General features: G+C 40.6%; 12 protein-coding genes. 10 read left to right on the forward strand and 2 right to left on the reverse strand.

What is annotated here, in order from left to right:
• Nucleotides 1-2: 2 nt before the first annotated feature.
• From ACQK2H_RS03075 to ACQK2H_RS03120, 10 genes are all read left to right on the forward strand, one after another.
• On the forward strand, nt 3-2,459 hold the full coding sequence (locus ACQK2H_RS03075) for a TonB-dependent receptor (RefSeq protein WP_425390005.1): 2,457 nt from the start codon (nt 3-5) through the stop codon (nt 2,457-2,459).
• A 252-nt stretch (nt 2,460-2,711) separates the two neighbouring features.
• Nucleotides 2,712-3,440: a beta-ketoacyl-ACP reductase gene (locus ACQK2H_RS03080; protein ID WP_425390006.1), complete on the forward strand. Its 729-nt coding sequence runs from the start codon at nt 2,712-2,714 to the stop codon at nt 3,438-3,440.
• 1 nt (nt 3,441) lies between these two features.
• Nucleotides 3,442-4,431, forward strand: a complete 990-nt coding sequence (locus ACQK2H_RS03085) for a 3-oxoacyl-ACP synthase III family protein (RefSeq protein WP_425390007.1) — start codon at nt 3,442-3,444, stop codon at nt 4,429-4,431.
• A gap of 6 nt (nt 4,432-4,437) precedes the next feature.
• Nucleotides 4,438-5,934, forward strand: coding sequence for an o-succinylbenzoate--CoA ligase (gene menE / locus ACQK2H_RS03090; RefSeq protein WP_425390008.1), 1,497 nt, complete (start codon nt 4,438-4,440; stop codon nt 5,932-5,934).
• Between the two features lie 97 nt (nt 5,935-6,031).
• Nucleotides 6,032-6,589: an RNA polymerase sigma factor gene (locus ACQK2H_RS03095; protein WP_425390009.1), complete on the forward strand. Its 558-nt coding sequence runs from the start codon at nt 6,032-6,034 to the stop codon at nt 6,587-6,589.
• Nucleotides 6,579-7,055, forward strand: coding sequence for a hypothetical protein (locus ACQK2H_RS03100; RefSeq protein ID WP_425390010.1), 477 nt, complete (start codon nt 6,579-6,581; stop codon nt 7,053-7,055). The genes ACQK2H_RS03095 and ACQK2H_RS03100 overlap by 11 nt, the downstream gene beginning before the upstream one ends.
• Nucleotides 7,056-7,062: 7 nt before the next feature.
• Nucleotides 7,063-8,142 (forward strand): hypothetical protein, encoded by a 1,080-nt coding sequence (locus tag ACQK2H_RS03105; protein ID WP_425390011.1) that lies wholly within the window; start codon nt 7,063-7,065, stop codon nt 8,140-8,142.
• Between the two features lie 32 nt (nt 8,143-8,174).
• The gene (locus ACQK2H_RS03110; RefSeq protein ID WP_425390012.1) at nt 8,175-8,684 is read left to right on the forward strand and encodes a hypothetical protein; all 510 of its coding nucleotides are present in this window, start codon (nt 8,175-8,177) and stop codon (nt 8,682-8,684) included.
• 3 nt (nt 8,685-8,687) lie between these two features.
• A complete protein-coding gene (locus ACQK2H_RS03115) occupies nt 8,688-9,338 on the forward strand; it encodes a hypothetical protein (RefSeq protein WP_425390013.1) in 651 nt (216 codons plus the stop codon).
• Nucleotides 9,339-9,383: 45 nt separating this feature from the next.
• On the forward strand, nt 9,384-11,189 hold the full coding sequence (locus ACQK2H_RS03120) for a tetratricopeptide repeat-containing sensor histidine kinase (RefSeq protein WP_425390014.1): 1,806 nt from the start codon (nt 9,384-9,386) through the stop codon (nt 11,187-11,189).
• Here ACQK2H_RS03120 and ACQK2H_RS03125 read toward each other — a convergent pair.
• On the reverse strand, nt 11,170-12,363 hold the full coding sequence (locus ACQK2H_RS03125) for a THUMP-like domain-containing protein (protein WP_425390015.1): 1,194 nt from the start codon (nt 12,361-12,363) through the stop codon (nt 11,170-11,172). The two genes, ACQK2H_RS03120 and ACQK2H_RS03125, sit on opposite strands and share 20 nt — an antisense overlap.
• 8 nt (nt 12,364-12,371) lie before the next feature.
• The gene (locus tag ACQK2H_RS03130; RefSeq protein WP_425390016.1) at nt 12,372-13,364 is read right to left on the reverse strand and encodes an aspartate-semialdehyde dehydrogenase; all 993 of its coding nucleotides are present in this window, start codon (nt 13,362-13,364) and stop codon (nt 12,372-12,374) included.
• Nucleotides 13,365-13,396: the final 32 nt, after the last annotated feature.

A 13,396-nucleotide genomic window follows, 5' to 3' on the forward strand; every position in this document is an offset into this window, starting at 1 on the left:
TTATGAAAAACCTGTACTTAACCCTCGTTTTAACGCTGCTTTCTGTGGGCATATTTGCTCAGGGAGGAAGCATTACCGGTACTGTCACAGACAGTGAAACCGGCGAAGCACTCATTGGTGCCAATGTGGTGATTAAAGGAACCACAAATGGCGATGTAACAGACCCCAATGGCAAGTTTGAGATCAAAGGATTGGCAAATGGCACGTATGTAGTGGTTGCCAGCTATGTTGGATTTCAGGCCATTGAACAGTCTGTATCAGTCAGCGGATCAGCTGTCACTATCGATTTTCAACTGGAAGAAGGAACTGTATTTGGTGAAGAGGTTGTGATTTCCGGAAGTCGTCAGCCAGAAAAAATTACTGAGACACCCGCTACTATCGAGATTATTTCAAGCAAAGATCTGGAAAACTGGGGGTCATTTAATACTGGCGAATTGCTATCACGATTGAAGGGAGTTGATTATATCCGTTCAGGTGTGGTTGGAACAGGGATTAACGTTCGAGGCTTCAATAGCAACTTCAATGCAAAAAATACCCAGGTGACCGATGGTCGATTTTCCAGCTTAGTAGCTACAGGACTTCCGTTTGGTCCATTAAGCCCTCAGATTAAGGAAGATATTGATCGGGTGGAGGTTATTCTTGGCCCGAACTCGGCACTATATGGTCCTAATGCTCATAATGGATTGGTGAACATTATCACAAAAGACCCAAGAGCTTCGGAAGGAACAACAATAGCGCTTGGTGCAGGGAATCAAAATGTCTTCACAAGTAGATTACGACACGCGCAGATTTTAAGTGACAAATTCGCTTTCAAAGTCAACTTTGAGTACACCAGGGGTGAGGAGTTTCAGTTTGCTGACTCTGTGTACATAGACAGAACTGATAATAATGGAAATGGTGGTCCCGATGGCATCAAAGAAGGATATGAAGAACTTGATTTGGATAATGAATTCGAGTTTATAAAAGGGGGCGTAGGGATGTACTATACACTCAATGATGACTCAGACCTCATCTTCTCATATGATGCTAGTAATAGTACCTACCTATCTCCTACAAATGTTGGTCGAAACGAGATTATAGACTGGAAAATTCAGACATTCCATATGAGATATGTGTCGCCACGAATTTTCGCTCAGGCCTACCTTAGCTTGAGTGATACGCGTGACACCCATTCATTAGATGATCGTACCAAGGCCTATTATGCTGCGATTGATGGTGGAGCTACTCCACAGCAAGCTTTCGATTCTTCTCTTGATGGTGGCGCACGATTCATCGATGATTCGAAGCGGTGGAATGGTGAAGTGCAGTATAACAATAACTGGGGAGCATTCAGCTTTGTGACAGGAGTACAGTTTCAGCGGGATATGGCCAACTCTCACGGAACCTATTTATTAGATGAAGATGAGGATGATTTTATAACTGTCGATCAAATCGGATGGTATGGTCAGGGTCAGTACGCATTTGGAAGCGGATTCAAAGGAACCGTTGCATTGAGGGCAGATAATCATGATGTGTATGGTTTCAATTTTGTGCCTAAAGTAGGCTTTACTAAGACAGTTGAAAGAGGGACATTCCGAATTACTTATGGTCAAGGTGTCGCAGCACCAACTATCTTAAACATGTATGGTGATTTGTTTGGAGGATTGATCCTTGGAAATGCCGAAGGATTTACTTTGGCAGATGGATCAGAGGTAGAAAAACAAACGATTGAAAAGCTGCAAACCTATGAGATTGGCTATAAAGGGAATATTGGTTCGAAGAAGCTTTATGCTGATGTAAATGCCTATTACAATATTTCAGAAAATTTCCTGAGCCCTGTGACAGTTGTAGGAGTTACAACACATAGAGGAGATACTCCAATTGAAGACGTTCAGTCAGCTTATGGTGTTTATGGTGGATTAGTTGCTACCTATATCAACTTTGGTGAGTTCGATACTTATGGATTCGATATCGGATTAAACTATCTGGTGAATCAAAACATTACCCTTGATTTTAACTATTCATACTTCGACTACCCAATTGATGAGGACAACCTTGAGAATGACTTCAATAATGACGGAACTGTAAATAAACTTGACTTGCTTGTAAATGCACCTAAAAACAAAGCAAGCTTCGGGTTCAATTACAATAAGGATAAAATCTTTGGGAATGTATTTGTTAGATGGGTAGAGGAATACGATTACTTCTCAAGCTTCCAGATCGCAGCAGCAACTCAGGATCTTACTTATAGAGGTACTCCGATTGTTGAGGATTCGCGCGGAACAGACTCATATAACTATGGTCCACTAGCGGGTTTTGTAAACGTTGATTTAGGATTCGGATATAGAATTACGGATACATTCACTACTTCGATTGCTGTTACAAATCTTTTTGATAGTGAATACCGAGAGTTCACTGCGTCTCCATTCATTGGAAGACTATACAGCATAGAATTAAAACTAGATCTTCCGGGAAAATAAGTAGTAGAGTTGTGCAAAATAGAGGTCGGTAGCATCCAGTTATCGGCCTTTAAAGTAAACCAATGATATCCGACATTTTTTAAAACTTGGATTTAATAATCCGAGAAATGATTTTTCTTCGGAGCGCAAAACGACCCCAACCCTTAAGGGAGAAGTTAGAAGGTGCCCTTTAGGGAATTCAAAGGGTGATTTAATAGACTAAATCAAATCCAGAAAAATCTTTCTCGGATACTAGTAAATTGAAAATAAGAGATGAAAAGACTAGAAAATAGAGTAGCCATCGTTACAGGTGGATCAAATGGAATTGGGAAAGCCACCTGTCAAAAGTTTGCAGCTGAAGGAGCCAAAGTGATTATTTGGGATCTGAATGAAGAGGCGGGTAATCGTTTGGCCAGCGAGATTGACGGAGCGTTTCAGAAAGTGAATACCGCAGATTATGAAGCAGTTGGAAAAGCCACAGAAGAGGTCATTGAAAAACATGGCAAAATTGACATTCTCATTAACAATGCCGGAATTACAAGAGATGCTACATTGAAAAAAATGACCCCTGACCAATGGCAGCAGGTAATTGACGTGAATCTCACGGGTGTTTTCAATTGCGGAAAACACATTCAGGCACACATGACAGAAGCGGGCTATGGGCGAATTGTAAATACGTCATCTGTAGTTGGTATTTATGGCAATTTTGGCCAGTCCAACTATGTAGCCACGAAGGCCGGAGTTATTGGATTAACGAAAGTGTGGGCTCGAGAGCTTGGCAGAAAAGGAGTAACGGCGAATGCCGTAGCGCCTGGGTTTATAGCTACTGATATGGTGATGGCCATGCCGGACAATGTCATTGACATGATGAAATCAAAAGTGCCAACCGGAACTTTAGGTAAGCCGGAAGATATAGCCAATGCGTATTGCTTTTTAGCATCAGAAGAGGCTGGCTATATCAATGGAGCAACAATTAGTGTGGATGGAGGAATGACCGTATAATATGAGAAACGCCAGAATCATTTCAACCGGGATGTATGTTCCAAAAAACATTATCCCCAACACCTATTTTGATGAAATCTTAGGGGAAAATGTTTCGGAATGGTTGGAAGCCAACGTGCATATTAGAAACCGCCGATGGTGCGATGCGGATGAGTCCACAGCCGACCTCTGCATCGAGGCGGCTAAGGTTAATTTAGACCGTGCTGGGTTGAAATCTGAAGATATTGACTTATTGATTGTTTGCACAGACACACCTGAATATATCTCTCCTTCTACCGCGTCCAAGGTTCAGCATAAAATGGGCATGACCAATGCGGGCACCTTTGATCTCAATTCTGCATGTGCCGGGTTTGTGATCGGATTGGATACGGCTGTCAAATACATCAAAGCAGACGAAAACTACAACAAGGTGATGGTTATCGGGGCTTACGCAATGAGTAAGTATCTGAATAAGCTCGACAAGAAAACCTGCAATCTATTTGCTGACGGAGCTGGTGCGGTGATACTGTCATCTACTGAAGAAACTGGAACTGGCTATTTGGCCAGCGAGCTACGAACCAAAGGAGAATACTGTGATTGGATGGGCATCTATGCTGGAGGTACCTTTCAACCTATAACTAAAGAGGTGGTTGAAAATAAGGATCACCTCCTAAAGTTTGTCAAGCGATTTCCAGGTGAGTTGAATCCTGACGTGTGGTCAGACATGGCCAATGAGTTGGCAAAAAGATCCGGAACCAAAGTGGAGGATGTAGATCAATTTATGTTTACCCAGATCAATATCAATAGCATTTGGGCAACACTTGACAAGCTGGGGCTGGATAGAGATAAGGCACATACGGTGATGCACGAATATGGCTACACCGGATCAGCATGTATCCCAATGGCGTTGGATGAAGCTGTCCAACTCGGGAAAGTGAAAAAAGGAGATTTGATCTACTTCATCGGTTCTGGAGGTGGACTAGCATTTGCAAGTGCTGCATTTAGATTTTAAATATCTATGAGCTTTCGAAAAGACTGGATAGAACGATGGGCTGAATATGCTCCCATAAAAGTGGCAGTTTCTGATGCTGAAACCGGCGATAGTCTTACGTATCGTCAGCTCAACAATCTTTCCAACTTGCTGGCGAAACGATTACAAACTGAAGGTATTCAGGCAGGGGATCGGGTAGCGGTTATGTCTGAATTTAGGTTGGAATACATTGTGCTTTTGGGGGCGGCAATGAAGTTGGGGTTTATCATTGTTCCGTTAAACTATCGACTGTCGGCAAGGGAAGTTTGCTACATGGTCAACAACTGCGAGCCCAAAATGATGATCACGGAGGAAAAGTTTAGCTCATTGATAGAGTCGAGTGAGTTGGAACACAAGCCATCCATTAGCTGGGACATGCAGGATCTCTATTCTGAACTTTCTAAAGTTTTAGGTGATGAAGAGTTTAATGCTAATGACATTAAGGATGATGATCCACTTTTCATTATTTATACTTCGGGTACCACGGGTTTTCCAAAAGGAGCGATCTATTCCTATAAAATGGCTTTCTGGAATGCGATAAATACACAAATACGGCTGGATATAACCTCTCGGGATCATACAATTATTTGTATGCCACCTTTTCACACTGGAGGGTGGAACGTTTTGCTAATGCCTTTTTTACTGGAGGGGGGATCATTCACCCTGCTACGAAAATTTGATGCGGCTACCGTGCTGAATTTGTTAGAAGACGAGGAGTCCACACTATTTATGGGCGTTCCTACTATGCTCAAGATGATGGCTGATGAGGAGTCGTTTAGTGAAGTTAGTCTGGAATCTGTTCGCTATTTTATCGTCGGTGGTGAGGCAATGCCTTTACCACTGATTGAGTTGTGGGAGTTGAAGGGCGTCCCTATCCGTCAGGGTTTTGGACTGACAGAAGCCGGTCCGAATATTTATTCCCTCCATCACGATGATGCCATGAGGAAAATTGGATCAATCGGTACACCTAATTTTTTCGTGGATGTGAAGTTGATGAAACAAGATGGTACTGAAGCGAAAGGTCAAGAAGAAGGTGAGCTTTGGCTCAACGGCCCTGTGGTGACTCCCGGATATTGGAACAATGACGAGGCGACTAAAGATGCTTTTACAGATGGATGGTTCCGAACAGGGGATATTCTTGTTCGGGATGAGGAAGGGTATTACTATGTAAAAGATCGAATCAAAAATATGTTTATCTCCGGTGGGGAAAATGTATATCCGGCTGAGGTGGAAAAATTACTTCAAACACATCCATCGATTCATGAAGTGGCCGTAATTGGGGTTCCCGATGACCGATGGGGTGAGGTAGGCAAGGCGATAGTTGTGGGACGTTCAGCTACATTAACGCAGGACGATATACTTGATTTCTGTGCTGGTAAGTTGGCTAAATTCAAGATCCCCAAATACATCCAATTAGTAAAAGAAATTCCTAAGACCGAAAGCGGCAAAATCGATCGAAAGAGCCTGCGTTCTATGTTTTCATAAAACTTAGTAGTGGTTATCTACCTTTGGCTCACCTTTTTCATAGAAAAATCGTAAAAAGAGGAAACCTTTGAAAAAAGGTACTGTCTTTTAATAGATCGTGAGCACCACACAGACCATCCATAAGCACCTGATTATACAGAGTCAGCAGGGAGACCAGGCGGCTATGTCGTCACTTTACGGCCTCTATGCTAAGGCGATGTATAATATCTGCCGACGGATGATGGGTGATGAGGAAGAGGCGAAGGATTTACTTCAGGAGTCATTTATTGACGCTTTTCAGAAGCTACCGTCCTTGCGAGAGGTGAATACATTTAGCTCATGGATCAAGCGAATTGTCATTAATAATTGCATTAACGCCATTCGGAAAAAGAAATTGGATACTTCTCAGCTGGAGGAGAATGAAGATTTTATTGAGGAAGAGGAAGATGATTTTGAATATGCGCAGTTTCAGGCGTCACAGATCATGTCTGTGATTGATTTGCTACCGGAAGGCTGCAAAACGGTGTTGAACCTGTATCTGTTTGAAGGATATGATCATAAAGAAATTGGTCAGATTTTAGGTGTTTCAGAGTCAGCTTCCAAAGCACAGTATTGCAAAGCAAAAGCAAGAATTAGGAAAATATTAGCTGAGGAAAGGGGGCAAAATGCGGGATAGTTTAAAAGATCATATTGAAAATACCAGAGAAGAGTTTGAGGTCTATCCTTTTGATAGTGATCAGGAGTGGGCAAAGGTTTCGAATAAACTTCAACCAAATCGAAAGAAAAATTTTTGGCATATAGGAGGAATGGCTGCCTGCTTTACTTTGATAGTGTGCGGAGCGGTATTTTTCATGAATGCTGATAAAGAAAATACGAGTGAGGTTGCTGAATTAGAGAGCTATTATAATGGCGAAATCAATCAAAAAATTACACTTATTAAACATCGATTAGATGATGATGAAATACTCAGAGATCTGGAAGAGATGGATGAGGCTTTTGCCGAGCTGAAGGGTGACTTAAAGGATAATGTGGATAATGAAGAGGTGATTACAGCAATGATGGAAAATTATCGTCTTAAGCTTCAAATACTGGAAGAAATACTAAACGAGTTGGAAAAAGAACAAAGTGAAGAAATGCTTTAACATATTATTGGCAATACTCTTTGCATTACCTCTATTGGGTCAGGTGAGGCAAGAACGCGATTTCAAGCGTTCTTTTCCTGTATCAGAAAATGGCAAAGTAGAGGTCGTTACAAAATACGGAGAAGTAATTGTCCGAACATGGGATCGTGATTCCGTTCGGTTTGAGGTGGTGGTGCGTGCAGAAGGAAAAAATTCATCAGCGGTGGCGAAATCCATGTCCCGGGTAGATGTACGCTTTAGAAAAGTAGGAAGTGTTATTTCTGCTGTGACAGAGATAAGCAGTGGTTCAGGGTTTTTCGGTAGTGTATTAAGCGAAGTTGAGGGCGTAATGGGAAGCAATAAGCTAAAGGTTGACTATGAGGTTTGGATACCAAAAGATGTGATGTTAAGCATCGAAAATAAATATGGGGATCTCTACATGGCAAACCTTGACGGAAGAGTAGACCTTGATATTTCTCACGGAGATATCAAAGCCAATGATCTTTCGAAAACACTTACATTAAAGCATAGCTTTGGCAAGTCTGCATTCGGGAGTCTTAATGATGGAATATTTACGCTTCGAGGATCAGAGATTAGGATAGATAAAGCGTCCAACCTAAATATTGAAAGCGGAAGCTCTGAAATCAGAGTAGATAAAATTGGGCGAATACAGTTAAACTCAAGAAATGACAAAATCCATTTACTGGATGCCCAGGAAATTATGTGTGAGGGTTCCTTCACCGATTTAACATCAGACCTTTTGCGAGGGTCTGCACGTTTGGATTTTAGTTACGGTGATATTTATCTGAGTAGAATCGTTAAAGATTTCAATAGCATCGATATTACGGGTAAGTCGACGGATATTAACCTTATTTTAAATCAGGCTTCCTATATAAAAACCTATATAAAAGGCCCTGAAGACCGGATGATTTTGCCTAACAGCATGCTCACCATGCAGAAGCAGCATTTTAATGATGAAGCAAAAATATCACTTTCAGGATTTGTAGGAAATACAAACTCACGCCATAGCCAATTATTGATTGAGGCTGATGGAGGAGAACTTATTGTGGCCATCAAAGAAACTCCTATTTTCGTAGATCGAGATTAAAAAACTACATGCACCGTCACCACCGGAATCCCATGCACAAACTCTTCACCTTAATCTTTCTGCTTATAGCTTATGCTTCTGCAGGACAGCAACTTTATGAGAAATCATCAGGAATTAGGTTGGGTCATACTTCAGGGTTGACATTTAAAAAGTTTGTGACTGAGGATGAAGCAGTGGAGCTTATTCTAAGTGGTCGAAACGAAGGCATGCAGTTTACTGCACAGTACTTGTTTCATGAACCAATGGAATTCTCATTCAACGATCGATTCTACCTTCATTACGGTATCGGTGGTCATGTGGGATACGAAAAATTTGATGACATTTCTAAAACGTTATCGAATGCAGCCGGAGACGAGTTTATCTACGAGTCTAAAAGCTTTTTTGCAATGGGCGTGGATGCCAGTCTCGGCATAGAATACCGGTGGTTAGAGGTGCCCGCTACTTTTGGTTTTGACATTAAGCCTTACTTCAATTTTATAGGCATGCGACATACAAAAGCAAAATTTTGGGATGCAGCCATTTCATTTAAATACGTATTCTAAGCAATGAAGCTTCTGTCATATTTAGCCCTGATCGTATTGGCATTTTCTTCAATGTCCCAAAAATATATTGATACACATGATCCGGATGATGAAGAGATCAAGTCCTTATTGAGTAAGCAAAATGATCTTAACGCTTTTGGTGCGGGAGATCTAAAAGTAGGGGACCTAATGGGGGAACGCGCCCTTCTAGTAGGAGCCTATGGCGGGTTTATTATCAACCGGAGATATCTGTTTGGTGTAGCTGGATATGGGATAGTTACCAATGTAGAGTTTGATGGTCTTGTTCAAGGTCAGACGGAGGAGAAGAAATTAAACCTTCATGGCGGATATGGAGGAATAATTATTGGATGGACCATCGCTCATAAAGAACTTGTACACCTTAGCATTCCTATTGTGTTAGGAGCAGGATCATTTGAAGTTGACGACAAAGACTTCTTCGTAAACAACCCTGCTGATTCAGAATTCACGATTGAAAACTCTGTTTTTTTTATTGCTGAGCCGGGAATTGAAGCAGAATTCAACATTACCAAGTATTTCAGATTAGGCGCTGGAGTTACCTATAGGTACATTTCCGGTACAGAGTTGGCCAATGTCAAAGACGAAGATGTAACGGGCACGACTGCTATGATTAGCTTTCGTTTCGGAAGATTCTGATTTGTCTATCTTTGGTGAGTCATAAAAAGCGATTATCTTCTCTCCGTGAAACTCACCATTCACTTTATAGCAATACTTTCATTGCTCCAGGTAAATACTGTCTGGGCTCAGAATGTTTTGGATCAGGTAGGAAGTATAATTGAGCAATGCGATTCTTTGATTTACGATCAACCACAAAAGAGTTTAGATCTTGCAGAGAAGGCCTACAACTTAGCCTATCAAGCGGGCAATGATTCACTTATTGCGGTTTCATTGAATCGGATTGGTAGTGCCCATTGGTCATTGGGTAATCAGATGGAAGCTCTTGAAAAGATTCAGGAGTCACTTCAGATATCAGAGCTAAATAATTTTGAAACAGTCATGGCTAAAAACCTTGGCAATATTGGAAATGTCTACGCCGCTTCTGGTTTGGATTTAGATGCAATTGGCTATTATAAGTCGGAGCTTTCCATCCAAAAGAATAAAAAAGATACGTTTAGGCTTTTCGCAATCAATAATAACATTGGGAAAGCATTTCTTGATCTGAGCTATTACGATTCTGCCAGGCATTATTTATTTGAGGCATTCAAATACCTCGACCCAAAATTCGAGCACCTTCACTCTATTTATTTTTTCAATCAGGCAGAGCTACATTATAAACAGGGCGATTTTGTAAAGGCGGATTCTTTGATACAATTGACCCTGAGTAATGCTCAAGCCTACAATAGCAAAAGAGGGATAATTAGAGGCAATCAGCTTAAAGCAGAGCTGGATCGAAGCATGGGGAAACCAAAAGAAGCATTGGCCCAGGCAGAATTAGCGTTTAATATGGCTATGGAAAGTGAGGTTAAAGAGCTTATTTATATAACTAGCAAAACACTTTCAAGATGTTATGGAGCAGTAAATCGCTTTGAAGAAGCATATGAAAAGGAGTTGCTTTATGAGCAATACTTGGATAGTGTTCAAAGCATTTCTACAATAAATGAACTTGAACTTCTTTCTTATTATCAGCGACTATTTAGGATGCGGGTGCTGGAGTCGAAGAATAAGTTAAACAAACAGCTGGCAGAACAAAGACAATTTATCATTCAAGGATTGGTCGTAGCTCTGGTTATTGCAGCCATATTAATTTCAATAATTTTTATGGTAGTACGTGAACTTGGGATAAGAAAAAGAAAGCTGGAAGATCTTAACAAGTTTAAATCAAAAATATTTGCAATTGTTTCTCATGATTTAAAGTCACCAATTCAGTCTGTATCATCCGTGATTGAGATGTTCAACGAAAAGTTGATTAGCAAGGAAGAGATAGAGCCACTTTTGCCTGAGGTAAAAGAGAAAACATCCAACTTGATGAACCTTCTCAACAATATATTTCTGTGGGCAGAAGGTCAAATGGAAGGTGAAAACCTTCAGAAAGAAAATTTCTCTGTACATCAGGTAGTTGATGATTTAAACAAAGAGTTGAATGAAAGACTGACGGATAAGCATATCACTTTAAATTACGAATCAGCCTTTGGCTTCATTATCCATTCCAATCGGGGAATTCTAAGAATTTTATTGAGAAACCTGGTCGTAAATGCGATCAAATACTCACACCCCAATTCAGCCATCGAGATTAATTGTGTGTCTGGAGATAAAACCAAGATCATTGAAGTCATTGATAAGGGTATCGGAATGTCTGAGGAGATGCAGCAAAAAATTTTTACAGGTGGCCTTGATAGTAAAGAGGGAACAGCAGGTGAAAAAGGTAACGGGCTTGGTCTTGCTTTATGCTTTGATTTTGCAAAAAGTCTGGGAGGGAAGATAGAAGTTGAAAGTGTGGTCGGTGAAGGTTCAGTATTCAGAATACTCCTTACAGATCAGCCCGAATAGCAATTACGGTCTGAGGACGATTATCCATGCCTTTATATCCAATTAGAAAATGATCTCCACCATCCTTTAACTTCCATTTTTTCTTAAGCTCTGGTGCGCTTAGAGGATAATTTCTGGTGATCACATTAATCCTTCCTTTCGATACAAATTCTCCAATAGTTTTCCTGTTTACAGCGCTGATAATGTTGAATATTCTACCAGGAAAAGAACGAATCAACTCATCAGAAGTATATAAATGAGTGTTTTCACCAAGCTTCAATAAATTATAGTCAGTAGAGATTTTATTGAACGCTCCTGCTTTCATAATCGAGCTATTTGGCTCATATATATATGATTTTAAGTGGCCAAATTGTGCTGAGCTTGTATGTTCATGCTGAATTGTAAAAGCATATGGCTGGTGCTTAGATTGCAGGTTCACACATTTGACGGATGGCTCTTTTTGTTCCCTAAAATCTACAAGCAGTAGTACTTCTTTACATTCATTTTTTACTGACACAACATGAATTTCCGCAATGTTTGAAATACTTGTGATTGCAGCTTTTATGTCCAGCATGGGTGAGAATTTAACCAATACCTTTTTTGCTTTTTGCTTTAGTAATGGCATCAATTCAATTAAGTTAGGTGAGCAATCTTCTATTCTAAAAACTCGGTTTTGGGTGCTATCCCTTCTTGCCGGATCTAAATAACAGCAGGTGTTTTCCAAATCAGAATTCACACTTTGGAGATAATCTAAGCAATCCGCATGAACGATTTTTACTGACTTCCCCAGAGCAGTAGCATTGTGATCAAATAATTCACATAAGTTATCTTGACGTTCAACATACGTTGTGTTTTTAAATGACTCACTAAGTGCCAGACAGTCAATACCCATACCGCCGGTCAGATCAATCAGACTTCTACCGGAAATCAGACTGGATTTGTATTGGCAAGTTGCTTCTGATGAAGCTTGTTCGATAGATAGCGGAGGGGGCATTATTAAATCATAATTCTTTGCCCAAGCATCTAACTTGCCTTTAGCTTTCTGTCTAGCCAATATCTGGCTAGCTACTAGCTTAATGTGATCCTTAAGACTGGATGGCGGGTTTAAAATCAGTTCATTTGGATCAGAATCAACATGCTCACTAATAAATTTCTTTACCTCACTACGGTTCAAAAAATCTATCTGTGCATTCATGTCATGAATTAATAAACCAAGCTGTGTTCCAGCATGTATTCAGCAATTTGAATTGCGTTGGTTGCTGCTCCTTTTCTTAGGTTGTCCGACACAATCCACATGTTTAAGGTCTTAGGTTGTGTTTCGTCCCTCCTGATTCTTCCAACAAACACATCATCCTTATCATGAGCAGTCAAAGGCATGGGATACTCGTTATTGGAAGGATCGTCCACAATTGTTACCCCTGGAGCTTTTTTAAGGATATCATGAACCATTTTAAGCTCAAACTCTTCTTCAAATTCAAGATTAACCGATTCTGAGTGGCCTCCAACAGTCGGTATTCTCACACAGGTTGCTGTGACTTTTATTGAGTCATCCCCCATGATTTTCATGGTTTCCTGAATCATCTTCATCTCCTCTTTTGTATATCCGTTTTCCTGAAACACATCAATGTGAGGGAGTGCATTCATGTCAATTTTATGCGGATATACCATTGTTGCCTCTGTTCCTGCACGCTCAGCTTCTAACTGGTCAACCGCCCCTTTACCGGATCCGGTTACAGATTGATATGTTGAAACTACGATTCGTTTAATCTTAAATGCATCATGTAGCGGCTTTAGAGCGACTACCATCTGAATAGTAGAGCAGTTTGGATTAGCTATGATTCTGTCATCTATCCTTAGCACATTCCCATTTACTTCCGGGACTACCAACTTTTTGCTGACATCCATTCTCCAGGCAGACGAGTTGTCTATAACCACAGTTCCAGCTTCAGCAAATTTTGGAGCATACTCCAGAGAAACTGATCCGCCTGCTGAGAAAAGTGCGATATCCGGTTTAGCAGCAATAGCATCTTGCATGGAAACAATGGAATATTCCTTATCTAGATAGGATATCTTTTTACCTACAGACCTCTCTGATGCAACAGGTATAAGCTCACCTACCGGAAAATTCCTTTCTGCCATGATTTGGAGCATTTTTTGACCAACTAAACCGCTAGCTCCTACAACCGCTATTTTCATAATTCCTTAAACAGTCTAAATAATGATTCTGG

This window comes from Ekhidna sp. (assembly GCF_965228795.1).
Lineage (GTDB): Bacteria > Bacteroidota > Bacteroidia > Cytophagales > Cyclobacteriaceae > Ekhidna.